The organism is Pseudalkalibacillus sp. JSM 102089, assembly GCF_041366475.1.
GTDB classification, from domain to species: Bacteria; Bacillota; Bacilli; order Bacillales; family Guptibacillaceae; genus Guptibacillus; species Guptibacillus hwajinpoensis_B.
The window spans coordinates 549,963-574,250 of sequence record NZ_JBEWYW010000002.1 but is presented as its reverse complement, the minus strand read 5'-3'; the positions used below and the strand labels follow the sequence as shown (position 1 = coordinate 574,250).

Sequence of the window (24,288 nt, the reverse complement as noted above, 5' to 3'; positions counted from 1 at the left end):
CCATTACGACTTAAACGAGTTCTGCTTCAGCCTCGGCTTTTTGATCATGCTGCACACAGCGATTATACCCGCCGATGCGCTGTTCAATTTGCTCTCCTAGCTGAAAAAGCGCTTCTTCATGACCAATGCGGCTTACTAGCTGTACACCGATTGGAAGGCCTTCTTTACTAGTTCCAATTGGAATTGTAAGAGAAGGGAGCCCCCACACATTCGCATACGCAATGTAAGGCATATAGTTCAAGAAGGTTTTACGAATGGAGAAAAGTTCTTGATACAATTCTCCGTGAAGCGGTGCCGGTGAATGATAGACTGGCATAATTAAGATTCGGTCGTCCAAATAATCTTCTAAAATTTCATCTCCACGCTTTAGAGAAGCATGGATTTGTTTGATTTGTTTTTGGTTAGGCTTGAAAAGCTTCGTTCCAATAAGCGCCCACGATAAGTAGGGATGTACATCTGAACTACGGAAAAGCTTTTCCTTCATGTATTCACCGATTGGACTTGCTTTATCGTTTTCCAACATAAGCTTAGCCATATCGGCTCCCCCGTCAATCGACATCATTTGTTGCCACATGAGAGCGGCTTCTTCAAAAAATGGGGGATTTGCCTGCTCTTCAGAAAGCTCGCCATCAAACGCATCCCTTATGGTTGTGATCAATTGAAACGTTTCGCGATTAATCGGATAGCGATGGTGAGGAACTGGGTAGACGAGTTTAAAATCTGCAAGGTTACGTTCAGGTGGCTGTTTGTGGGCGATAATCTGGTTAATTAATCTCGCATCTTGGACAGACTTGCTCATCGCACCAATTCCTAGCATGCGTTCTTGCTCTGGCTTATCAACAAAAGGAAAATTTCCTTCTTGAGATACCTGACGATTGCCGGATTTAAAGCCAATAATGCCATTAAAATGGGAAGGAAATCGAATCGAGCCGCCGATGTCAGCACCGAGACCAACTGCGGCACCGCCTGCAGCGATCAAAGCGCCTTCCCCACCGCTAGATCCACCTGCTGTTCTTGAGGTGTCCCACGGGTTATTCGTTCTGCCGTAATGCTTATTATCCGTTTCCTGACAAAAACAAAGGGCAGGTGTATTCGTTTTTCCGAGTATAATGGCACCTTCTTCGCGAAGGCGTCTGACAACTTCAGCATCTTTCTTCTCGAGAGAGCCTGCACGATACCCGAGGCCTCCTGTTGTTGTCATGTTCGCTACATGAAAGCACTCTTTTACACTAATCGGAACGCCAAACAGTCGCCCTTTAGCATCTCCTGTAGTGAGGGTATAATCTGCTTTTCTAGCTTCTTCTATAGCTTGATCAAAGCGATCTTCTACAAGGCAATTTAAGGCTGGGTTAATGGCATTCAGATGATCAATATACGTTCTAACAGCATGGTACGATGAAATTTCTCTGTTGGAAATCTTCTTCGATAGGGACAAGGCATCCATTTCTAATAGTTTCATGCTATCCCTCCATATTTTACCGGCCTACCCTCCGGTATCAATACATTACTGTATTCGTCTTGAACGTACAAAATCCTTTAAATCGAGACGTCACTCAATAGAAAAGGCATTTCATCTATGTCGAAATGCCTTTTCCCTTCAGCTTTACAACGCAACGGAAGATTCTGAAGGAAGAACACCATAAAACACGTTACGCTCATTTGTTTTCGGATGATAGTAAACGAGTAAAATGGTTTTCTGTATTTGCCCCTCTTCTGAGCTCGGTAACAGATCGATTACTGTATGCTTATACAGGTCTCGTTCAGATAGGTTTAACGCTTGATAGTCTTCTCCAAGCAAAGCTGGTTGTTCATTTACAAGCTTCAATAGGGCGTTTTCTTCTTCTTTCTCAAGGCGATCACGCCACCACACCGTACGAGGCTTCTTTTTGGATTTTGATAAGTAATCGATTTTCATAAGCGATGTGACACGCTCATGATGAGCTGGAGCATGCTTCTCAATAAAGTCAGCCAGGCGTCGGAATAAATCTTCTAGCTGATGCCCAATTCGTGACCAGCCTTTTCCTTCCCAATGGCTGCCGAAACCTTGGAAGAAATCAAATGGAGATTGGAAAACTTCTGTGACAAGATACTCAATTGTTGCGTCCATACGATGATCATTCCAGTATTTTTCTAGCACGTCTTCTACCTGTTTAATGCGAATAACGTCATCAAAGGAAAGAACGTTATTTCCAAGAATTTCATAAGGTGCATGATCCATGTAAAGGTAGCCATGTTTCTCAGCGCTTAGACGGACACCTGTGCCGCGTAGCATTTTCAAAAAGCCAAGCTGCAGCTCTTCCGGACGGAAGGAGAAAACGTCGTTAAACGTTTTTCGGAAAGAAGCGTAGTCTTCTTCAGGAAGTCCAGCGATTAAATCAAGGTGCTGATCAATTTTGCCGCCGTCTTTCACCATTGTGACTGTTCGCGCAAGCTTCTCAAAGTTTTGCTTTCGCATCACGAGTTCATTTGTTGTATCGTTGGTTGATTGAATACCTATCTCGAATCGGAAGAGTCCGGGCGGAGCTTCGCTATTGAGAAATTCTAGTACTTCCGGTCGCATAATATCAGCCGTGATCTCGAACTGAAACACACAGCCCGGGCGGTGTTCATCAATAAGGAATTGAAACATATCAATCGCGTAGTTTCGTCTAATGTTAAATGTTCGATCAACGAATTTAATCGTTTTTGCCCCGTTATCCATTAAGAAACGCAGCTCTTCCTTCATTCGATCTACAGGAAAATACCTTACGCCAACTTCAATAGAGGATAAGCAGAATTGACAGGAATAAGGACATCCCCGACTCGTTTCAACGTAAGTGACGCGGCGACCAAGATCAGCAAGGTCTTCTTCGAATCGAAAAGGGGATGGAATCTCACTTAAGCTTAGTTTTGGTGCTGGTGGATTAATATGATTACTTCCATCTTTTCTGTAAACAATTCCTTTTACGTTTTCAACTGATTCTCCTGTTTCAATTGATCGAAGCAGTTCTTTAAACGTCACTTCTCCTTCTCCCATGACAATATAATCAGCTTGAGGTATACGGTCGAGCCACTCATACACATCATATGACACTTCAGGACCGCCAAGTACGATCGTGAGCGATGGATTTACTTTCTTTAACATTTCAATGACTGGAATCGTCTCTTCAATATTCCAGATATAGCAGCTAAATCCAATGACATCAGCCTTCATACTGTGGAGGTCACTAACAATATTCATAATCGGATCTTTAATCGTGTATTCTGCCATTTGTACATCATAATCTGGGGCAGCAGAGGCTTTCAAATACCTTAATGCGAGACACGTATGGATGAACTTCGCATTTAACGTACTTACTACAATCTTCATTTTTTTCCAACTCCTGATCGTTAATCTCTCTATTATATCACCTTCATTACAAATAATTTAGATAGGATAGCGTGATCGCTTGTGGGTACATTCGGAAAATATTTGAAATGAAAACGCTTTCGTGAGAAAATAAGTGAAAAAATAAGGAGTGAGCTAATTGGAACTTGCTTCAATAACGCCTGAACACCCTTTTTCGGAACAAGACTTTGAATACACAGCATTACTGCCGAGTTATCGTGTCGATTTAAGGAATCCGAGGAATGAACAGCTCGATCGCTTTGTGAATGCAAATATGGTAAGCGACTGGTCGCAAATGTCTTGGAAACAGGTAGGAAGGCCGTTTGAAGTGAAGAAGCTCGCGAAAGAGCGTCTAGATTGGGAATCTGAACATAAGCAGGTTATGCCTGTGAAAACCTCTTGGGAGTATTTTAATCGCTCATTTCACAATCTATTTATGCAAGATGTACCTGCCGAACAGCAGCGCTTGAAGTCTTCTCTAAAAGATAGCTTCAAAGGCTTTCATCTTCGTGATGTCAAGAATGGCCTGGGGGAGATGGTACGCTTATCTCTCTGGAATTATGTGCACCGCATCGAGGATGGGATTTGGGATCCGCGTGGAAAGCGAGCGCTTTTTGAAGGACTTGATGTAAAAAATCCTCGTATTCTCTTTCTTGGTGCTGCCGAAGGGTATGAAGCAATGCAGCTTCATGCGATGTATCCGGGTGGAGAAGTTGTCATGGTAGATTACGATGCCTTCTGTAAAACAGATCGTTTTGCTCATTTTCCGAATACGTATCCCTTTCTTGGAACAAATCCACAAACGGGCGGACCAAAAGTTTGGTACAAAGACCAAATGAACATTAGCTATCTTGTAAAAGACATTCGTGATCTCGATTTTCATAAAGAGTTTGATATTGTTCTAAGTGTAGGCTTGCTTGAACATGTGCCGGATGAACATAAACCAGCTATTTTAGATTGGCATCGCAAATTTGTAAAAGATGATGGATACGTTATTATGACAACACCTCGAAATCAGATGAAGTCGCGTCTTTATTATCATGTGATGGCTGATATGATGAATCATACGTATCGTGAGCTAATGGATATCCGTCAAATGGGACTCTATGCGTATGAAAACGGCATGGATATTGTAAGGCACGGCTATATTAAAGTGCATAACGGCATTATTGCAAGAGCGCGCTGATTGCTAGCGATTCTTGCTTAACTATGATAAAAGTGAGGTGAGACAACGAATAGGAGGGATAAAATGAGTGTACATTCATTCACTGCAGAAACGCTTCAAGGGAAAGACATGCCGCTATCAGAATATAGCGGAAAGGTTCTTTTAATCGTCAACACGGCTAGTAAATGCGGATTAACACCACAGTATGAAGGACTTCAGGAGCTGTATACGTCGCTTGAGGACAAGCCGTTTGAAATTCTAGGCTTTCCTTGTAACCAATTTGGAGAGCAAGAGCCTGGATCGAAGGATGATATTGAGGAATTTTGCTCCATTAATTATGGCGTGAGTTTCCCAATGTTTGCGAAAATCGATGTAAACGGTAGCGATGCTCATCCTCTTTATCGCTATTTAACGCACGAAGCGCCAGATGTTGAACACGGCGACATTCCCTGGAATTTTACGAAGTTCCTCGTAAATCAAGATGGTCATGTCGTGAAACGCTATGAGCCAAAGACAGAACCAGCCGCTATTAAGAAAGATATTGAGGAAATGCTCTAAAAAGGTTCGGAATTTGTCGAAACGGGGTATATCATTTCTGAGGTGATAAATCAAAATGAAATGGTGGATTCCGTTTTGCTATATGATTGGCACGTTTTCAGGAGCGATGCTCAGTGGATGGAGCATGGACCGTGAATGGGATGTGTTTCCTTCATTTGCGATGGCAATTACAGCATTTTTCTTAAGCACTTTATATATTGTCGTTCGCGACATCGTTCCAAAAGTCTTTGATGAGACCCTACGCAATTAGTGCGCAGGGTTTTTTAATACCCTATTAACAGCTCATGTCGAATGGATGGAAAGGTGGTTTGGCTTCGTATAGAAATTCCGATCGACCATGCTCCCACCTCCACGCTGCATAAGCAGCAAGACACGCATCAAAAGAATGCGATGATTCGAGTGCTTTTTCTGGAATTCCTGTTACCCCATCTTGTTCGAGAAAGTACTTTAGCTGATAGCGATGTTCTATTTCTGATTTATAAGCGAGAATAGATTCGATATTGGGTGCTCGCAAACCGATCGCGGCTCCAGGATGCACTTCCACAATAGTAGCATGTGGTGAAAGCGTCCTCGAGAGTGAGATTCCTCTAAGCGTTAAATAAACCATTCGCGTCATCGTTGGCGTCATAATCGATCCGCTTCGCATCCCGATTTTAACGACCGCTTTTCTAAGTGCTCTGTCTGCAGGTCGATCGCCGCCACCTGGTTGGTAAGAAAGGGGGGCATCGATTCCAATGATTGTGTTATGTGTGAGCTTTCCTTGCTGATAAATGTCCTCATCTGTTGCCCCTTCGATGAGCTGATGAAAGGAAAGCGCGGAATCATCTCCATGAAAGATCGCTATAGAGGTATCTTTTGTATTAGATGGTCCTGATAAATCAATTCCGATAAAGCGTTTCATAACATCTCTCCTTTCGCTTAATTAAACAATAAGTGGAAAATGGGTTCATGTAAACGAGTAGTGTACGTTATAATGGGGGAATAGAAACGGACTGATTCGTATGATAGATATCAAGCAAAAAGTATTTAAATTTGTTGGTGGACGAATTCTTAAAACGGGACTGGCTGCATTTTTGACGGCGTGGATTTGTGATGCGCTCGGCCTTCCTGTTCTCTTTGCTGTGATTACAGCCATCGTAACGGTGGAGCCTACTGCATCGGACTCCATAAAAAAAGGGATCGTGCGTTTTCCAGCGGCTGCAATCGGAGCCGGATTTGCCATGTTATTTGAATCCATGCTTCATCAATCACCCTTCACTTATGCGCTAGCCGCAACCTTCACACTTATTGCCTGTCATAAGCTTGGACTTGATGACGGTATGCTTGTTGCAACGCTAACAGCAGTTGCGATGATTCCCGATACATCAGGAGAGTATATGATATCTTTTGTAGGAAGATTGAGTACGACGCTCATTGGGATTGTTGTTTCAACAGCAGTAAACTACTTTGTTATGCCACCTAAATTCCATACTATGATCAATCAAGGTGTAAAGCGACTGTACCGCAACGCTGGTGATTTACTAGATCAAATTATCGCAGATCTTCCGCATGCCAAAAGACAAACACTCGTATATCAGCGCTTAAGTCGTGACCTTGAACGAACATACAAATTAATTGCCTATCAGCGGGAAGAGTGGAAATACCGCAGGCACAGCATTCATGAAGTTCGCACCTTTTCTGTTGTTCTTAAAAAACTGGAATACTTGCAGAAGATCCTTTACCATCTTGGAAATATGCTATTTACCGATACGAAAAATGGCATCGATCCCGAAGATCATCGCATCATTATTGAAGCCGGTCGTTCGATCTCCAAAGCTTTTCATAACCCTTCTACGCAGCTGACACAAGAGCATATCGATAGCATTGAAAAGCTCGATCAGCTATTTCATGATCTTGATGATTCAAGAGATGAAGCGACAGACCCCCGCCATCATTTTACAGGAAAAATGATTGTGATATTTGAGTTGCTTTCCTTGAATGATGTGATTGATGATTTGTCGATTCTAGAAGAAAAAGAGAGTCGGTACATGAACAGAGGTGAAAAACGTGAAGCTGATCTTTGAAGAAAAGTGGGACCGTACGATAGCTGACAAAGATCGTAAACGAATCCAGGACATTTATGACGAGAACCCGATCCAAGAAGGAGAGCTTCAGTTTGTTCCAATTCGAGTAGCTTTTAATCATCGTAATGAACTGCTGGCTTCTGTTTGTATTCTAAATGGTATGGGTGATTGGAAATTAGATGATCGCCTGCTCTCTTATTTTGAAGATAACAGCTTAGTGGCAACAGAACGGTTTACCCATAAGTTAACTGTTCCATCTCATTCAGCTGTACCATGGACGTTTATTTTTCCACCAGAGACAAGGATTCGACAGGCTTCTCTCAAGAACTGGAGTATTTCCTGATTATTTTACAAGCGAAAACAAATTTTAGGCCACTTTTTACTATATTTCGTTGTTATTCGACGTTATCGATCTGAATCGGTAAAGTCGAATGACAACGAACCGAGTAGAAATGTGGCTTTTTTTGTTTTATAACAGTTTTCCTTTTTGGAGGGTGTTCTAATAACCTGTACCAATTAAAGGAACAATATGGTATAGTAAATTTGAAATTTTCTAACTATTAAAGGGGGAGAAGTTGCATGGGAAAGAAAAGAAGACTTAGTTTATTCGTTATTGTACTATCTATAGCGATGGTGCTTGGAGCTTGTGGAGGTTCTGATTCAGACGGAAAAGCAAACGGATCTCCTTCAGAGCTTAGTTTATTAACGGGAGGAACGGGAGGAACGTATTTCCCACTTGGCGGTGAACTAGCAAATATAATTCAAGATGGAACCGATATTGAAAGTGCCAATGCTCAGTCATCAGGTGCTTCTGTTGAAAATATGCAAATTCTCCAGGATGGAGATGCGGATATCGCATTTACTCAAACAGATATCGCGGCATACGCAACAAACGGTGAGTTAATGTTTGAAGATGGAAAAGTGGACAACATCCAGGCGATTGGAACACTATATCCTGAAACGATTCAAATCGTAACTCTTCAGGAGAGTGGCATTGCTTCTGTGGATGATTTGAAAGGAAAGAAAGTTTCCGTTGGAGCACCAGGTAGTGGAACATATGCGAATGCGGAGCAAGTGCTAGCTGCTCATGATATTATGATGGAAGACATCGATGCTCAGCATCTTGCATTTGATGAGTCTACTGAAGGGATCCAGGATGGCACAATCGACGCTGCTTTTATTACTTCTGGTACACCGACTGGTGCAGTAGAAGGCTTGTCTGCAGTGAAGCCAGTGAACATTCTTCCAATCGAGCAGGATAAAATTGATAAGCTGATTGAAGAGCACCCGTATTATGCAGAAGATACGGTGAAAAGTGGAACGTACGGTCTTGAAAGTGATGTGAAAACTGTCGCAGTTCTTGCGATGCTTGTAGCTCGTTCAGACCTTGATGAAGATTATGTGTATCAAGTAACGAAAGCGATCTTTGATAACTCTGATAAAATTACGCACGCTAAAGGTGAGTTTATTACAGCTGATACAGCGCTAGAGGGTGTTGGGATTGACCTTCATCCTGGTGCTAAGAAATACTTTGATGAAAAAGGTGTCGAGTAAAGTAGCGAATCTACAAAAAAGGATGTGACGGACGCAGGTGAAAAGCCTGCGTCTTCTTACTATGAAACCTTCCGATTCAACGAAACAATTCATGTACCAAACGACAATTGCGGTTGCCCTTATTTTAGTCGTTTTTCTTTATCCATTTTTTCCTGTGATGGCGCTCGAAAAAGGAGAGTCAGGCAAAGTTTTGGCATATGTTCCTTTTGAGGATGATCCGGCTAACTTCGACATTCGCTATACACATTCTGTGCACAAAACACCTGTTCAGGAGTCTTATTATGTATCTGAATCTGGTGAGATTGTGCAATACGAACTCTCATACGAGAATTTTGCCATCGGATTGCCTTCAAATGCGGATGCAGGGGAACGATTTGTCCAGGATAAGGATGGATACAAGATTAAAGATATGAACAGGAAATTTCCGTTTATTGATATGAGAACGGGTCAGGTCGTCGCTAATCACGTGCTTCTTGTCCAAGATAAAGAGATTGAATTAAGTCGGATCATTGAGCCTGGTTCATGGCTTCACCTTGAATCAGAAACAATCAGTTTATGGCAGTGGATGAAAGGAGTGAACGTGCTTGAGTGAGAAAGATCAGCCTCCGAAAACGAAGCAAGACAAAGAGCAGATGACAGATGAACAAACGCAGGAATTAATGGCGAAATTCGATCCTGAAGCAGGTCATCGTAGGCTGACAGGTATAATCGGATGGATCTCACTTGCTGGTCTCGTAGGTTTCTCCATTTTCCAATTATACACAGCTATTTTCGGCGTTTTTACAGCACAGCTTCAGCGATCCATTCATTTAGCGTTCGCGCTCGGACTAATTTTTCTATTATTTCCTGCTTCCAAAAAGAAGCTGCGTAATAAGACAAAAGGGAAGTTTCAAGTTGCCTGGTATGATGGTTTACTAGCCATTATTGGTGTTTACGTTGGGATGTATTGGCCTTTAAATTTCGATGAACTTGTGTATCGGATTGGACGCCTTACAACGCTTGATTTAATTGTAGGGCTTTTAGCTATCCTGCTTGTTCTTGAAGCAACGCGACGGGTGGTAGGGCTTCCGATTACCGTGATTACGTCTATTTTCTTGCTTTACTCTTATTTCGGACCTTATATGCCGGGATTTTTGCAGCATCGTGGATTGAGTATTGATCGCATTATTCGCTCCATGTACTACACGACAGAAGGAATTCTTGGAACGCCGCTTGGGGTGTCTTCCACATTTATTTTCCTTTTCCTCCTCTTCGGAGCTTTTCTCGTCAAAACAGGGGTTGGTCAGTACTTCAATGATCTTGCTCTCGTTATTGCAGGAAAACGGGTTGGAGGACCGGCAAAGGTAGCCATTTTCTCAAGTGCGCTTCAAGGAACCATTAGCGGAAGCTCAGTTGCGAATGTTGTGACCTCGGGTTCATTTACGATTCCAATGATGAAGCGACTTGGGTATCGGAAGGAATTTGCTGGTGGAGTAGAGGCAGCAGCTTCTACAGGTGGTCAGCTTATGCCGCCAATTATGGGCGCAGCGGCGTTTCTAATGGTGGAATTTATCGGTGGTGGCATCACCTACTGGGAAATTGCCAAAGCGGCTGCGATTCCTGCGGTCCTATATTTTACGGGTATTTGGATCATGACTCACTTTGAAGCAAAGCGCATTGGATTAAGAGGTTTGACGGAAGATGAAATGCCAAACCGAAAAGCTGTACTTGCGCGGATCTATCTTCTTTTTCCAATCGTCGCTGTTATCTTCTTCTTAATGTCAGGCACGTCCGTTACGCGTGCAGCTCTTTATGCGATTTTGTCAGCTATTATCGTTGGAGCAATTAATAAGGAAACTCGTATGGGAATCGGCGATTTCATTGATGCCCTCGCGAATGGGGCAAGAACCGCACTTGGAGTGGCGGCTGCAACCGCTGCAGCGGGGATGATCGTAGGTGTAGTTACTCTAACAGGACTTGGGTTAAAGCTTGCGAATAGTCTTGTTTCGCTTTCTGGTGAAAATTTGTTGCTCACCCTTTTCTTTACGATGATTGCCTCCCTTATTCTTGGGATGGGATCTCCAACGACCGCAAACTATGTTATCACGTCAACAATTGCGGCTCCGGCCTTGATTGTATTATCTGTCCCTGAGTTATCGGCGCATATGTTTGTGTTCTATTTCGGTATCGTCGCAGATATTACACCGCCGGTTGCGCTCGCTGCTTTTGCGGCAGCAGGTGTATCGGGAGGTGAGCCACTTCGGACAGGGGTTCAATCAGCTAAGCTCGCGATTGCGGCATTTATCATTCCATACATTTTTGTGCTCTCACCCGAGCTCATGATGATTGATACAACGTGGCAAAGTCTTCTTTGGGTACTTTTCACGTCATTAACGGGAATGATTAGCATCGGTGCAGGTATGATTGGTTATTGGTACCGTCGAACTGTTTTAGTTGAACGGATCGCTGCTGTAGCGGCAGGCGTAATGCTTATTTATCCAGAAGGTTCTACAGATCTCATTGGACTCGGGCTATTTATCACTCTGTTAGCTCTTCAGTTCTTGATCAAGCAGGACGGTGGAAAGAAAGAAGTTGCGAATGCATAAATCGAAAAGTCGCTCCTACTAAGAGGGCGACTTTTTCTATGTAAAAAACGCTAAGATCTGCTGATTCCCGGTAGAAGAAGAGTGTGATATGATGAAAGCGTCGTCATAAAACAAATTCGTTTGAAGAGAAAGGACTTCCCTTCTTTTTATCGAAGTGGAACCTGTTAGCTTATACTCTGAAGGAGGATCACAATGGATTATCGAATTGAACGAGACACAATTGGAGAAATCAAAGTACCAGCAGATAAAATGTGGGGTGCTCAAACTCAACGAAGCAAGCAGAACTTTAAGATCGGTAACGAACAAATGCCGCTTGAGGTTGTGAAGGCATTTGCGATTTTGAAGAAGAGCGCAGCACTTGCAAACCAGCGTCTTGGCAAGCTTGAAGATGAGAAAGCTGAAGCCATTGTGAAAGCAGCGGACGAAGTGATCAACGGCGATCATAATGAACATTTCCCACTGGTTGTGTGGCAGACAGGAAGCGGCACGCAGTCCAACATGAATATGAATGAAGTACTTGCATACCGTGCAAATGAACTTTTACAACAACAAGGAAGCGAAGCACGTGTTCATCCAAATGATGACGTGAATAAGTCCCAATCTTCCAATGATACATTTCCAACAGCACTGCACGTTGCGGCAGTACTTTCTGTTGAGGATCATCTTTATCCAACCCTTATTGAATTAAAAGAAACGCTTTATCAAAAAATGAAGGATAATGAACATATTATTAAAATCGGACGTACTCATCTTCAAGATGCTACGCCACTCACGCTTGGACAGGAAATTAGCGGCTGGCATCGCATGCTGGTAAAATGTGAAAACATGCTGCTTGAGAGCGTTAAGTATATGAAAGAGCTTGCGATCGGCGGTACGGCGGTTGGAACAGGATTGAACGCACATCCGAAGTTCGGTGATATGGTGGCCGAGGAAATTAGCAAAATGACGGACAAGACGTTCGCATCTGCTGAGAATAAATTCCATGCGCTTACAAGTCATGATGAAGTAGTGCATGTCCATGGCACGTTGAAAGCTCTAGCGGCAGATCTTATGAAAATCGCAAACGATGTGCGCTGGCTTGCAAGTGGACCGCGCTGTGGTATTGGTGAAATTACAATTCCAGCTAACGAGCCAGGAAGCTCGATCATGCCAGGGAAAGTGAACCCAACACAAAGTGAGGCGCTCACAATGGTAGCGTCGCAAGTGATGGGGAATGATGCGACAATTGGTTTTGCGGCAAGTCAGGGGAACTTTGAGCTGAATGTCTTCAAGCCGGTCATTATTTATAACTTCCTACAGTCTTCTCGCCTCCTTGCGGACGGCATGAAGTCGTTTAATGATAACTGTGCAGTTGGCATTGAGCCAAATGAAGAAGTGATCCAAGATTATTTGAAGAATTCACTTATGCTTGTGACAGCTTTGAACCCACATATCGGTTATGAGAACGCAGCGAAAATTGCGAAGAAAGCCCATGAAAATGGAACAACGCTACGTGAATCTGCCCTTGAGAGCGGTTTGCTCACAGCGGAGCAGTTCGATGATATCGTACGTCCTGAAGATATGATTGCACCAAAAGAATAATAGGAAAAAGCGGGATCTCTGGGATCCCGCTTTTTTGTACGGCGAAAGCAGCCCAAAACCTCCGGCTGTTTCACCCTTTAGATTGAGACAAAAAGCGTCTCATTCTAAAGGCTTCCAACATCCTACGGTTTTAAGCGGGCTGCTTTCGCTTTTCATGTCTAGCTACAACAGCCCAAATCCTCTGGCTGTTTCACCTTTTAGATTGAGACAAAAAGCGTCTCATTCTAAAAGCCTCCAACATCCTACGGTTTTAAACGGGGCCCTTTCGCTTTTCTTTCAGGAGTGGAAAGCGTTTACACTTTCCGAGGTAAAATGGCCATGATGCCTTTGTAGATCAAGACAAGTGCAAATAGCAGCGCTGCTAGAAAGCCAACAACTTCGAAGACCGGATTAAGACTCTCGAGGAATGAATCTGCCTCAGACAAACGAAGTAATGCAAACCCAGCAATCATAGCGGCTACGAAAAGCAATGTTCGATCCAACATATCAGCACTCCCTTTGAAAGAAATATTTTTAGTGCCCTACAAATATATGCAGTGTGAGACGAGCGAAGAACTATTTTATTTTGGGGTCTGCCCCCTCTCTGTCCCCCTTTACGTACATTTATCCTCTTCCAACGGACAAAGAGTAAAATTCTTTTCATTTTGTTGACGGAATGAAAGAGTGCGAGACGTCTATATAAGTGAAAGCAGCGAGGTGAGAGTAGTGAAGCAAAAGCTTGTAGAATGGCAGACGGAAGAAGGATTTCGTGATGTGGTAAGCAACTATGCGAATGGACTTTATGCGGTCGCTTATAGTGTTCTTGGGGACTATCATCTTGCACAGGATGTTGCGCAGGAAGCGTTTATTAAGGCCTATTTGAAGCGAAACACGTTGGAAAGTCCTGAGAAGGTGGGGAGCTGGCTAACAAGTATCGCTCGAAATTTGAGTCTGGATATGAAGAGGAAACGAAAACGAATGGTTCAACTACTGGAGCATTCATTTCATGAGAAGACACTTGCAAATATGCTTGAAAAGAAAGAGACAGAGACAAGCGATTTGGTTTGGCATGCGCTGAATGAATTAAATGAAGATATTCGCACCCCTGTCGTTCTTTACTATATGGGTGGCTATTCGATGGGGGAAATTGCTTCGATGTTAGAACGCTCCACCTCTGCAATTGAAAGTTGTATTCGAAGAGCTAGATCAAAAATGAAAAAGGAGCTGTTTGAAATGGTTGAAAAGAATATGAGCGAGCAAAACGTTGGGGAAGAATTTGAGCGAAAAGTGTTTAAGGAAATACGTCTCCGTAAGGCGCTTTTCGATCAAGTTGAATTAACGAACGCAAACTTCATGAATTCGAACTTAGCACAATCAATCTTTTCTGACGCTTATATGGTAGAAGCGACCTTTACAAATATGAATATGAGCGGTATTTCTTTCCGAGATATTGACCTTAGCGATCTTAAAATCGAAGATGCACAAATGGGAGGGGCTGTTTTTCGTAATATCGGATTACCCCCTGAAGATCACTTTGCGGCAGGAAGAAGAGAGGAGCACATGCCAATTCTTTTCGAAAACTGTGATCTGCATGGGAGTACGATAACAGATTGTAACTTAAAAAATGTGAAGATCGAGAAATCTGAGGTAGAAGGTATGACAATTGATGGGATTTCGGTGGAAGAGCTGTTGAAGGTTTATGAGGAGAAGAAGAGTGAGTGAGCTTAGTGTGTCGATTGAGCAATATCGCGGACCCTCAGTTGAGATCGGATATGGGCTTGGATCACATGAACAAATGGAAGTAGTACAGGAGAGGTGTGAGAATTTTGTTCAACCGACAAATTTAGAAGAAACCCAACAGGTTTATCAACGCTTCGCTCCGCATCTGCTAGATGAGATAATGGGGATAAGTATAGCATTAATGATCTCTCCTCATAAGGCGCTCTCGCTTTTTAGTGGATATGATCTTCCTATACTAGAAGGGTTGGGCTGTACGGCTGTGATGACGAATCACGGTTATGTAAGAAATTATGATTTTGGTCCCGCTTTTTATGATGGAAGGTTGATTTTAAGACAGCCAGAAGAGAGCTATGCTACGTGTGGTCACAGCTTATTCGGCATTGGTCTGCATGATGGGATGAATGAACATGGGCTTACGGCTGGGCTCCATTTTGTATCTACTCGTTTTCATCAAAAAGGACTAATGGCGGGGATCGTTGTAAGAATGGTGTTGGATACCTGTCGAACGATTGAAGATGCCATTTCGTTATTAAAAGTTTTGCCTCATGCGGACGAGTATAATTATTCTCTAACAGATGCATCTGGTAAATCAGCCATTGTCGAAATTGGGCCGTTTGGTAGCGAGGTAAGATGTGGAGAAACGCTTTATTGCACAAATCATTTTCAAGTGTCTAACAAACCACAGACCACTGAAAATTCCCTTCAACGGTTAGCGTATTTAGAAAAACATCCTAACGTAGAGGTTAGTGAATGGTTTGATGAATTTAGAAATCCAGCATCTCCATTATTTTTTAGAGAATATGAAAATCTATTTGGTACGCTTCACACCGTAATGATGAATCCGAAAGAATGCTTATTCAAAACGGTGATAGCGGGAAGTGATGAAGTAATGACGATTTACTTTAAGGATTGGGTTAATGGAAGTGCAGTAAGCAAACGTGAGCTAATTGCAGACCTTTAAGCAGCGGGGGTCAGACCCGAGCGACCCGCTGCTTTACTGCGTAAAAGAGCCGTTGATCTCAACTGAGATCAACGGCTCTTTCTATATCAATCATTTATTCTTACTTCCACTCTTTCACTTTATCAGTGTCCGTTACAAATAAGAAAATCTTACCTTTGTCCATTTCTTCTTCATAGCGTTCAGATTCATCTTTGGAAAAGCCGATTTCTTGCATTTTGGTGCGCAGTTCGTCGCCTTTCTTACTAAAGACATTTTTCAAGCTGCTGAGACCCATTTCCTTTTTGCCGATTGTATTCGCATCAACGCTGTCTGCTACGCGCTCTGTGCGGTCATCGTCATGGGAAAGCACGTAAATATCATCGTTAGCTACACCGATGTTTTCTAGCTCTTCAATGTCGCTTTTTAATTTCTCATCATTTTGGTATTCGCGTACTACTGGTCTACTCACAATATTGCCTCCTTCAAAGATTGTTCTGCTTTTTTTGATCTCACATGTACTATACACGCTCAGAAAAAGTTCTAAACGGGAAATTTGCACATCAATGTGCTGCGTGATTATAGCAATGTAAGGCATAATAAGTTCAAAAGGTATTGTGATAGGGTATAGAAAGAATAGAACAATCCAATCAGGAGGCGATCGAAATGAGTTCAGAACAATTAGGCGTAAAAAAAGGGAAGCTTGCTCCGTGTCCAGATAAACCAAATTGTGTGTCGAGCCAAAGCACGGATGAGAAGCATGGGATGAAGCCGATGCCATACAATGGGACGGCAGAGGAAGCAATCGCAAAATTAAAAACAATCCTAACCAATCGAAAGCGAACAGAAATTGTAGAAGAGGGGACAGACTACATAAGAGCAGAGGAGAAATCAAAGCTATTTAAATTTGTCGATGATATTGAGTTTTACATTGATACAGCAAATGAGAGCATTCACTTTCGTTCTGCTTCACGGACTGGATATTCAGATATGGGAGTTAATAAGAAGCGAATGAATGAAATTAAAGAAGAATTTCAGAAAGCATAAAACAACAGGTGCCTATGCGGCACCTGTTGTTGATTTATCAGAAGTCATTCGCTTCCTCATTTTCTTCTACTAGTGTATCTTCATTCTCATCTTCTCGGTCATCTTCTTCTCGTTCGGAAGAAAGGAACCAGCCTCCTAGTGCAATCGCAACAAGAACGCCCCAGAATGTGATTTTCCATGCGGGTTCTTTTGGGAAATCCTCAGCAAGAATGCCGAGGTTTGGATGAGCGAGCGTATAAATCGCAAGCTTTACCCCTACCCATCCAACAATCACGAAAGCAGCGGTTTCTAAACCTGGCTTACGGTGCAAAAGCTTCACAAAGTAATTAGCAGCGAAGCGCATAATGATTAGCCCGACAATTCCACCGGTTAAAATAACGAGAAATTGTCCACCATCCATACCGCCAATTTTCGGTAGCGTTGTATGAGGTAGCGTTAGCGCTAACGCCACAGCAGCTAGAATGGAGTCAACGGCAAATGCGATATCAGCAAGCTCCACTTTTAATACCGTCGTCCAAAAACCAGGCCCTTCCTCAGACTTTTGATTTTCCTTCTCCTTCTCTTTTCGATCGCTGAGTAAAAACTTTTTCACGATGTGATTTAAACTGAGAAACAAAAGATAAATCGCTCCAATGGCTTGAACTTGCCAAATATCAACGAGAAAGGAAATGATGAAGAGAGAACCGAAGCGGAAAACAAATGCTCCTCCAAGGCCATAAAACAACGCTTTTTTACGTTTTTGTGGGTCAAGATGCTTCACCATTATGGCCATGACAAGGGCGTTATCTGCTGCCAGCACACCTTCAAGACCGATCAGAACAATGAGCACCCACCCGTATTCCAGTAAAAGACCAACATCCATGGTTATCTCTCCTTTACCTTCTCATTAGTATTCCCAGTTGGACAGTCCCATACTAGAAAATACATGCTTTAAAAGGTAGATCTATCCTATAATCGATTTCATTCCGACAATCCTTGAAATCTTTTATCGTTTTGAAATGATGCCAAAATGGTATAAGGTAAAGAGTGGAGGTGGAAACATGCGTTTAGAAAATAAAAAAGTAATCAGTCTTGTTCATCATGAATTTGAAGATTTGGAGCTTACTTATCCGTACTATCGTTTAATTGAAGAAGGGGCCACGGTACATTACGTTGGTGAGAAAGCAGGAGAGAAGTATATTGGTAAATATGGTGTTCCCGTCGTTGCCGATTATGCTTATGAAGATATTAATCCTGCCGATTACGACGCGATCCTTGTTCCTGGTGGATGGGCGCCTGATAAGATTCGCCGTTTCCCTGAAGTATTGAAAATGGTTCAGCATATGGAAGAAAATAAGAAACCAATCGGCCAGATTTGCCATGCTGGTTGGGTATTAATTTCCGCAAAAGTACTAGAAGGAAAGAAAGTGACAAGTACGCCAGGCATTCGTGATGATATGGAAAATGCCGGTGCGACTTGGATTGATGAGCCCGTTGTTATTGACGGACATCTTGTATCTGCGCGTCGCCCGCCAGATCTTCCACAGTACGGAAAAGCCTTTGCTGATATTTTAGCGAAATAATATAAAAAGCTCACTCTAAAAAAGGAGTGAGCTTTTTATATTATTCTGTTACGCGATCCAGTTTTCCAGTTGCAGGGTCAATCACAAGCCCGTGAACAGGAAGATTCTTTGGAAGAAGCGGATGATTCTCAATCATTGATACGCTCCCGCGCACGCCATCTTGAACCGTTGTAAATCCTTGTAGCCATGAGTGAAGGTCAATCCCTACGTGCTTCATGGAAGAAACAACTTCTTTTGTTACACTGTCTTCCATTTTGTGTAGTAGCTTATCAGGATCTACTTTGCCCATTCCACAGTCATGATGCCCAATAACCCAAACTTCTTCCGCCTGAAGTTCATACACGGCTACAAGAATACTGCGCATAATACTGCCAAATGGGTGACTCACTACAGCACCGGCATTTTTAACGATTTTCACATCACCGTTTTTTAGATTCATCGCACGTGGAAGAAGCTCTACAAGACGCGTGTCCATGCAAGAGAGGATCACGATTTTTTTATCGGGAAGACCTGTTGTTTCATAAGGGACATACTCTTTATTAGCGACAAATTCCTCATTAAATTTTAATACTTCATGAAGGGTATCCATAATATTATCTCCTTGTCCTTTTAATTTTTTTCATTTGGCATGCAGTTTGGTACACTAGTGATAAAGATCCTTCAGTTAAAGGAGTTTATCGATATGAAAGATATACCAATTGATCATCTGGTTCAACAAATGAATGCACGAATGAAACAGCTCACATACAATGTGGAAGAAAATGATGCAGATGTCGATGGCATTCGAGAAGAGCTGATTGCCATTAAAACTTACTGTGACATGCTGCTACAAGCATCGGGAAGTCATAGGTCTAAGTCTGCCGCCACCGCTGGAATTAAACCGATTCAGCAGCAAGCTGCCGCACCAGTTCAACAGTCGCTTTCATCAAAGCCGATGAAGGACGATGATGCGAACGAGGACTCGATTTTTGATTTTTAAGCGAAGCCGCCAAAGAGCGGCTTTTTTGTTTGCCGTTTTTAGACGCCGAATGCCTTCGGATAAACAACTTCTCCGCTAACATCTTTTAGCGCGTCTTTCTTAAGTTCTTTTACCATGAACGCATCTCCTGCATTAAAGGGACCAGAAATGTTCTGTTCAGAAGCAGGGACAAAGCCGAATCGTGGATAATAGTCTTGGTGACCAAGCACGACTACGTGACGATATCCAAGCGAAGTAGCTCTCATTATGCCATCTTTGATCAACATGCCCCCAACTCCTTCTCCCTGTAATTCGGGAACGACTGCGACAGGAGCAAGGGCTAGGGACGTGAGATTTCCTTTTTCTGTTGAGATGGTGATTTCACTAAAAAGGATGTAACCAACCGGATTCCGTCGATTATGTAGCGCGACAAGCGAAAGCTCAGGAACAAAGTGCGCAGACTCCCGAATCCTACTGACTAGCTTAATCTCATCTTCTCCACCAAATGCTTTTTGTAGAATGGTTGAGATGTCCTCATGATCTTGTAACTTTTCTTCACGAACTTCAATCATGTTTCCATCTCCTTTTCTCTATCTTATTTTTTCAAAAATGAAAATAAAAAGCAACAATATTGCAAGAGATGTTTATTAGCATTATGATAGGGAATTATCACCAATATTGGAAGGGATTTGTATAAAAGAGGGGGCCAGAAGATATGTTTCAGAAAGTGAACCGAGTTCTGGGAAAAGCCGAACAGGCCATCCTCAGCTACTCGGTTATTTTTATGACATTGATTCTTGTGGGAAACGTGATTAGTCGCACTGTTTTTCAAGCGAGCTGGACGTTTGCTGAAGAAACAGGACAGTTTTTTATAATTATTGTAACATTTATCGGTGTCAGCTATGCAGCGAGAAAGGGAAGGCACCTGAGGATGTCGGCCTTATTTGAGCTGTTGCCGAGAAAAGGTCAAAAAGTTCTTACCTTAGTAATAACGTTGCTTACATCACTTACATTATTTTATTTAACCTATATCGCTTTCGAATATGTATGGACGGTACATGAACTAGAGCGCGTAACACCAGCGCTAAGAGTTCCCGTTTATTTAGTAGCGGCATTTATTCCAATCGGCTTCTTCTTTGGTGGATTGCAATACCTACATCAGTTTGTCCTTAACATGAAGCATGAAGAGATTATTCTAGCAACAGAAAAGGAAGAAGATTTTCAAAGTGAACTAGAGGAGAGAGGTGACGGCGTATGATATGGGTGATGTTACTCATTATGTTTATTCTGTTATTCATGGGATTCCCAATGAAGATACCAATGATTGTTGCACCGATTGTGCTCCTCATCGTCTATTTTCCTGACCTCGATCCGATGGTGTTAACTCAACAGTACTTTAGCGGTGTTCAGCCGTTCGTGTTACTTGCTGTTCCGATGTTTATTTTTGCTGCCGATATTATGTCAGTTGGAACGACGGCTAATCGTCTTCTTGAATTTGTTGGTCGATTTATTGGTCACGTTAAAGGTGGCTATGCGATTACAACGGCTGCGACGTGCACGCTGTTTGGTTCCATATCAGGTTCTACGCAAGCAACGGTTGTAGCGGTCGGGAAACCGATGCGTCAGAAGCTTCTTCAATCAGGCTATAAAAATTCGCAAGCTATTCCACTTATCATTAATGCGAGTGACGTCGCCTTGCTCGTGCCACCCAGTATAGGCATGATTATGTATGCCGTTGTAACGGGAACCTCGGTTGGAGAACTTTTCATAGCTGGTATTTTACCAGGTGTGATCATCTTTCTGTTTTTTGCTGTCTATAGCTACATACTCGCACGAAGAAAAGGAATTGAAGGACAAGAGAAAGCGACCTGGAAAGAACGTCTACAGGCAACAAGAAGAGCGCTTCTTCCATTAGGATTCCCAGTCATCATTGTCGGTGGTATTTATAGCGGCTTTTTCAGTCCAACGGAAGCAGCTGCAGTAAGTGTTTTATATGCGGTGGTTTTGGAAGTTTTTATCTATAAAAAAATCAAAATTACCGAGCTACCGAAAATTGCTGAGTCAACAGGTGTTGTAACGGCTGCAGTCTTTATACTCGTAGCTGCTGGTACCGCACTTTCCTGGGTGCTTTCTTATGCGAAATTGCCACAAGAGCTCACCAACGCTGTATTAGGAACAGACCCAACGGCGATTAAGGTGCTACTAATTGTCGCCCTCTTTTTCTTTATTGGGTGTATGTTTGTTGACCCTCTAGTCGTCATTATTATCTTAACACCGATATTCTACCCTGTTGCGATGGATGCTGGTATTGATCCGATTGTACTAGGGGTTCTCATCACTCTTCAGGCGGCTATAGGATCGGCAACACCACCGTTTGGAGTTGATATTTTTACGGCTGTTGCAGTGTTTAAACGGCCTTATCTTGAGATTATTCGGGGCTCTGGCCCGTATCTGTTAATGCTACTAGCAATCTCATTACTATTCATCTTTTTCCCAGAAATCATTACGTTCTACCGGTATTTATAAAGGAGGGACAACATGAAGAATAGGCTCTGGCTTATTCCGGCTCTTTTGCTCGTTATTGCGGGCTGTTCCCAAGTTACAGAAGGGAAAGAAGCCGAATATATTTTCAGATTTGCTCATGAAGAATCACCTTCAAGTGTGCAGGCAGACTACGTAAAGGAATTTGCTGACAAATTAGAGAAAAAATCTAACGGTCGAATTAAAGTTGAAAGGTATCCGATCGGACAGCTTGGCAATGCCACAGAACAAGCCGAGCTTCTTCAAATTGGAGCTATTGACTTTGCGATTGTTTCCCCGGGAAATACAGGGACGATCGTACCTGAAAACCAGCTATTCTCTCTACACTTCTTATTTTCAGATGAGATGGATGTGAACAAGCAGGTGTTAAATGAAAGCGACGCGCTGTATGAAGACCTAAATAGCCTCTACCTAGAGAAAAACATAAAAGTTCTCGATTATTGGACAGAAGGATTTATGAATTGGACAAGCAATCAGGAGCTCGCGGTGCCGACTGATTTCAATGGATTTAAAATGCGCACCATGCCATCTCCGCTTATTGTCGCAGCATATGAAGCTTATGGCGCTAATCCAACGCCAGTACCATATATGGAGGTTTACAGCGGATTACAGTTGAATATGATTGATGGACAGGAAAATCCGATGTTTGCAATTGAAGAAATGAATTTCTATGAAGTGCAAAAATACTTAACGCTTTCGAAACACGGTTTATACATTACAACAACAGCTGTTAACCCTGACTTTTATGAAAGTCTTCCGAATGATATCCAACATATCGTTGATGAAACTACGGCAGAGATGCAGGAGCGTTCATTTGCCATTCAAAACGAGTTCAACCAGTCAGCACTGGATCACATTAAGTCAGATAGTGATATTAACGTTGCAGAATTAAATGAGGAAGAGCGCCAGAAATTTGAAGAGCAAAGTCAGGAAGTAAGAGAGTACTATAAGCGTCTTGTTGGGGAAGAAGGTGCAAAAATACTTGTTAAATTAGAAAAAGATATCCAAAAAGCAGAGAAAAACTAATAAAAAAGCCCTCGAACGAATCGAGGGCTTCCATGTGCTTATTGGAAAAATGGATATTGACGGCGTTCTTGTTGAACGGAAATCCATTTAACAGTTGTAAATTTATCGAGTGCCCATTCACCACCGAAGCGGCCAAGGCCTGACTCTTTTTCACCACCGAATGCCATATGTGCTTCATCGTTCACCGGCTGGTCGTTAATGTGGACCATGCCCGTTTCGATTTGCTGAGCAACCTGAACACCGCGGTTTAAGTCGCGAGAGTGAACAGAGCCACTAAGGCCGTATGGAGAGCCATTTGCAATTTCGATCGCTTCGTCTACTGTTCTAAATTTAATGATTGGCGCAACAGCACCGAAAATTTCATCTTTTGCGATCGGCATGTCATTCGTTACGTTTGTTAAAATAACCGGATGCATCACGTTACCTTCTACTTCGCCACCAAGAATTTTCTCAGCGCCCTGTTCAAGAGAAGCGTTTAGTGACTCTTGAATGCGTTCAACTGCGTCATTGTTGATGAGTGGGCCAACAGCTGTTTTCGCGTCAGAGGGGTCGCCTACTTGAAGAGAAGCTACTTTTTCTTTGAAGGCTTCAACAAATTTGTCGTGAATGCTTTCATGCACGATAATGCGGTTGATCGCCATACAAATTTGACCCTGGTGCAAGAATTTACCGAACGCCGCTGATTCAGCTGCCTGATCGATATCCGCATCATCAAGAACGATAAACACGTTGTTACCGCCGAGCTCTAGCGCCGTTTCTTTAATGTTCTTACCTGCAAGCTCACCGATATGTTGACCAACTTCAGTTGAACCTGTGAAGGAAATCAATTTCGGAATCGGGTGTGTGACGAACGCATCGCCGATTTCAGAACCTCGTCCAGCTACGACGTTTAGTACGCCTTTCGGAAGTCCTGCTTCTTCAAATAGTTCAGCAATTAAGAACCCAGCAGTTACTGGCGTTTCAGATGCTGGTTTTAGAACAACTGTGTTACCTGTTGCGATCGCTGGTGCAACAGAACGCATAGAAAGGTGAAGCGGGAAGTTCCACGGTCCGATGACACCGATGACGCCTTTTGCGCTTTTATATATGCGGTTTTCTTTACCTGGTGTATCAGAAGGTGCGATTTGTCCCTTCATACGGTATGGGAACGATGCAGAGTCTTTTACAACGCGAGTAGCTGCTGCCCATTCAACATTTGCTTTGATTTTTGTACTGCCAGATTCTTTCACTAGCCAGTCAACGATTTCTTCTTTTCGTTCTGTCATGAGCGCCGCTACTTTATCAAGAATTTGCTGGCGCTTGCCTGGTGTTGTTTGTGCCCAGGATTTTTGTGCTTCTTTTGCCGTTTTATAAGCTTTATCTAGATCTTCTTCAGATGCTGAATTTAATGTAAAAATTTCCTCGCCTGAAAATGGATTATAATTTGTTACAGTTTTGTCACTAGAACCCTTAACCCATTCACCGTTAATATATTGCTTTGTATATGTGTTAGCCATGAGTCATCCTCCTTTAGTGTACGTTAGAGAAGGTTCCCGAATGCTTAAAGGATTAAACATACTAGCATACAAGAATGTTTTTCCAACATAAAAAAGGCGTGAAGGGACAAATTGATAGTAATCCCTAAA

26 protein-coding genes are annotated in these 24,288 nt (G+C 42.6%); 17 read left to right on the top strand and 9 right to left on the bottom strand.

Features of this window, described 5'->3' with window-relative positions:
- Window positions 1–10: 10 nt before the first annotated feature.
- Window positions 11–1,459: an amidase gene (locus ABVF21_RS07510; protein WP_371017890.1), complete on the bottom strand. Its 1,449-nt coding sequence runs from the start codon at window positions 1,457–1,459 to the stop codon at window positions 11–13.
- A 144-nt stretch (window positions 1,460–1,603) separates the two neighbouring features.
- A complete protein-coding gene (locus ABVF21_RS07505; RefSeq protein WP_371017889.1) occupies window positions 1,604–3,349 on the bottom strand; it encodes a B12-binding domain-containing radical SAM protein in 1,746 nt (581 codons plus the stop codon).
- A 157-nt stretch (window positions 3,350–3,506) separates the two neighbouring features.
- Here ABVF21_RS07505 and ABVF21_RS07500 point away from each other — a divergent pair, with 157 nt between their 5' ends.
- From ABVF21_RS07500 to ABVF21_RS07490, 3 genes are all read left to right on the top strand, one after another.
- Window positions 3,507–4,553, top strand: a complete 1,047-nt coding sequence (locus ABVF21_RS07500; RefSeq protein ID WP_371017888.1) for a class I SAM-dependent methyltransferase — start codon at window positions 3,507–3,509, stop codon at window positions 4,551–4,553.
- Between the two features lie 63 nt (window positions 4,554–4,616).
- Window positions 4,617–5,090 carry a glutathione peroxidase gene (locus ABVF21_RS07495; protein ID WP_371017887.1) on the top strand — a complete coding sequence of 158 codons (474 nt, stop codon included), beginning with the start codon at window positions 4,617–4,619 and terminating at the stop codon, window positions 5,088–5,090.
- 55 nt (window positions 5,091–5,145) lie between these two features.
- On the top strand, window positions 5,146–5,340 hold the full coding sequence (locus tag ABVF21_RS07490) for a hypothetical protein (RefSeq protein ID WP_303532627.1): 195 nt from the start codon (window positions 5,146–5,148) through the stop codon (window positions 5,338–5,340).
- A 24-nt stretch (window positions 5,341–5,364) separates the two neighbouring features.
- On the opposite strand, the gene ABVF21_RS07485 is transcribed toward ABVF21_RS07490, so the two are convergent.
- Window positions 5,365–5,991 carry a DUF429 domain-containing protein gene (locus ABVF21_RS07485; RefSeq protein ID WP_371017886.1) on the bottom strand — a complete coding sequence of 209 codons (627 nt, stop codon included), beginning with the start codon at window positions 5,989–5,991 and terminating at the stop codon, window positions 5,365–5,367.
- A gap of 100 nt (window positions 5,992–6,091) precedes the next feature.
- On the opposite strand from ABVF21_RS07485, the gene ABVF21_RS07480 reads away from it, so the two are divergent.
- The 6 genes from ABVF21_RS07480 (at window position 6,092) to fumC (ending at window position 12,873) form a co-directional block, all read left to right on the top strand.
- On the top strand, window positions 6,092–7,153 hold the full coding sequence (locus tag ABVF21_RS07480; protein WP_371017885.1) for an FUSC family protein: 1,062 nt from the start codon (window positions 6,092–6,094) through the stop codon (window positions 7,151–7,153).
- Window positions 7,137–7,496, top strand: coding sequence for an SLAP domain-containing protein (locus ABVF21_RS07475; RefSeq protein ID WP_371017884.1), 360 nt, complete (start codon window positions 7,137–7,139; stop codon window positions 7,494–7,496). Before ABVF21_RS07480 ends, ABVF21_RS07475 begins: the two co-directional genes overlap by 17 nt.
- A gap of 236 nt (window positions 7,497–7,732) precedes the next feature.
- Window positions 7,733–8,707, top strand: a complete 975-nt coding sequence (locus ABVF21_RS07470) for a TAXI family TRAP transporter solute-binding subunit (protein ID WP_371017882.1) — start codon at window positions 7,733–7,735, stop codon at window positions 8,705–8,707.
- Between the two features lie 37 nt (window positions 8,708–8,744).
- Window positions 8,745–9,299 (top strand): DUF1850 domain-containing protein, encoded by a 555-nt coding sequence (locus tag ABVF21_RS07465; RefSeq protein ID WP_371017881.1) that lies wholly within the window; start codon window positions 8,745–8,747, stop codon window positions 9,297–9,299.
- Window positions 9,300–9,339: 40 nt separating this feature from the next.
- Entirely contained in the window at window positions 9,340–11,292 is a 1,953-nt protein-coding gene (locus tag ABVF21_RS07460) for a TRAP transporter permease (RefSeq protein ID WP_371017954.1), read from the top strand.
- Between the two features lie 192 nt (window positions 11,293–11,484).
- Window positions 11,485–12,873 (top strand): class II fumarate hydratase, encoded by a 1,389-nt coding sequence (fumC, locus tag ABVF21_RS07455; protein WP_194218270.1) that lies wholly within the window; start codon window positions 11,485–11,487, stop codon window positions 12,871–12,873.
- A 293-nt stretch (window positions 12,874–13,166) separates the two neighbouring features.
- Here the strand turns inward: fumC and ABVF21_RS07450 are convergent, their stop codons facing one another.
- Window positions 13,167–13,358, bottom strand: a complete 192-nt coding sequence (locus ABVF21_RS07450; protein WP_098445502.1) for a hypothetical protein — start codon at window positions 13,356–13,358, stop codon at window positions 13,167–13,169.
- 220 nt (window positions 13,359–13,578) lie between these two features.
- Here ABVF21_RS07450 and ABVF21_RS07445 point away from each other — a divergent pair, with 220 nt between their 5' ends.
- Complete coding sequence (locus ABVF21_RS07445; RefSeq protein ID WP_371017880.1) at window positions 13,579–14,574, top strand: sigma-70 family RNA polymerase sigma factor; 996 nt, start codon at window positions 13,579–13,581, stop codon at window positions 14,572–14,574.
- Entirely contained in the window at window positions 14,567–15,553 is a 987-nt protein-coding gene (locus ABVF21_RS07440; RefSeq protein WP_371017879.1) for a C45 family autoproteolytic acyltransferase/hydolase, read from the top strand. Before ABVF21_RS07445 ends, ABVF21_RS07440 begins: the two co-directional genes overlap by 8 nt.
- A gap of 100 nt (window positions 15,554–15,653) precedes the next feature.
- Here ABVF21_RS07440 and ABVF21_RS07435 read toward each other — a convergent pair whose 3' ends face one another.
- Window positions 15,654–16,001, bottom strand: a complete 348-nt coding sequence (locus ABVF21_RS07435; RefSeq protein ID WP_194218273.1) for a general stress protein — start codon at window positions 15,999–16,001, stop codon at window positions 15,654–15,656.
- A 194-nt stretch (window positions 16,002–16,195) separates the two neighbouring features.
- Here ABVF21_RS07435 and ABVF21_RS07430 point away from each other — a divergent pair, with 194 nt between their 5' ends.
- The gene (locus ABVF21_RS07430) at window positions 16,196–16,576 is read left to right on the top strand and encodes a DUF1499 domain-containing protein (RefSeq protein WP_303532612.1); all 381 of its coding nucleotides are present in this window, start codon (window positions 16,196–16,198) and stop codon (window positions 16,574–16,576) included.
- A gap of 37 nt (window positions 16,577–16,613) precedes the next feature.
- On the opposite strand, the gene ABVF21_RS07425 is transcribed toward ABVF21_RS07430, so the two are convergent.
- Window positions 16,614–17,438, bottom strand: coding sequence for a TerC family protein (locus ABVF21_RS07425; protein ID WP_371017878.1), 825 nt, complete (start codon window positions 17,436–17,438; stop codon window positions 16,614–16,616).
- Between the two features lie 178 nt (window positions 17,439–17,616).
- Between ABVF21_RS07425 and ABVF21_RS07420 the strand changes: the two genes are divergently transcribed.
- Entirely contained in the window at window positions 17,617–18,138 is a 522-nt protein-coding gene (locus tag ABVF21_RS07420; RefSeq protein ID WP_303532609.1) for a type 1 glutamine amidotransferase domain-containing protein, read from the top strand.
- A gap of 40 nt (window positions 18,139–18,178) precedes the next feature.
- On the opposite strand, the gene ABVF21_RS07415 is transcribed toward ABVF21_RS07420, so the two are convergent.
- Complete coding sequence (locus ABVF21_RS07415) at window positions 18,179–18,727, bottom strand: beta-class carbonic anhydrase (RefSeq protein WP_371017877.1); 549 nt, start codon at window positions 18,725–18,727, stop codon at window positions 18,179–18,181.
- 93 nt (window positions 18,728–18,820) lie between these two features.
- Here ABVF21_RS07415 and ABVF21_RS07410 point away from each other — a divergent pair, with 93 nt between their 5' ends.
- Window positions 18,821–19,117 (top strand): DUF5327 family protein, encoded by a 297-nt coding sequence (locus ABVF21_RS07410; protein ID WP_371017876.1) that lies wholly within the window; start codon window positions 18,821–18,823, stop codon window positions 19,115–19,117.
- A gap of 38 nt (window positions 19,118–19,155) precedes the next feature.
- Here ABVF21_RS07410 and ABVF21_RS07405 read toward each other — a convergent pair whose 3' ends face one another.
- Window positions 19,156–19,668 (bottom strand): GNAT family N-acetyltransferase, encoded by a 513-nt coding sequence (locus tag ABVF21_RS07405; RefSeq protein WP_371017875.1) that lies wholly within the window; start codon window positions 19,666–19,668, stop codon window positions 19,156–19,158.
- A 143-nt stretch (window positions 19,669–19,811) separates the two neighbouring features.
- Between ABVF21_RS07405 and ABVF21_RS07400 the strand changes: the two genes are divergently transcribed.
- The 3 genes from ABVF21_RS07400 to ABVF21_RS07390 are packed head-to-tail and all read left to right on the top strand — an operon-like array spanning window position 19,812 to window position 22,663.
- Window positions 19,812–20,354 carry a TRAP transporter small permease gene (locus ABVF21_RS07400; protein ID WP_371017874.1) on the top strand — a complete coding sequence of 181 codons (543 nt, stop codon included), beginning with the start codon at window positions 19,812–19,814 and terminating at the stop codon, window positions 20,352–20,354.
- Complete coding sequence (locus ABVF21_RS07395; RefSeq protein WP_371017873.1) at window positions 20,351–21,622, top strand: TRAP transporter large permease; 1,272 nt, start codon at window positions 20,351–20,353, stop codon at window positions 21,620–21,622. Before ABVF21_RS07400 ends, ABVF21_RS07395 begins: the two co-directional genes overlap by 4 nt.
- Window positions 21,623–21,634: 12 nt before the next feature.
- Window positions 21,635–22,663, top strand: a complete 1,029-nt coding sequence (locus tag ABVF21_RS07390; protein WP_371017872.1) for a DctP family TRAP transporter solute-binding subunit — start codon at window positions 21,635–21,637, stop codon at window positions 22,661–22,663.
- Window positions 22,664–22,701: 38 nt separating this feature from the next.
- On the opposite strand, the gene ABVF21_RS07385 is transcribed toward ABVF21_RS07390, so the two are convergent.
- A complete protein-coding gene (locus tag ABVF21_RS07385; protein WP_371017871.1) occupies window positions 22,702–24,159 on the bottom strand; it encodes an aldehyde dehydrogenase family protein in 1,458 nt (485 codons plus the stop codon).
- Window positions 24,160–24,288: the final 129 nt, after the last annotated feature.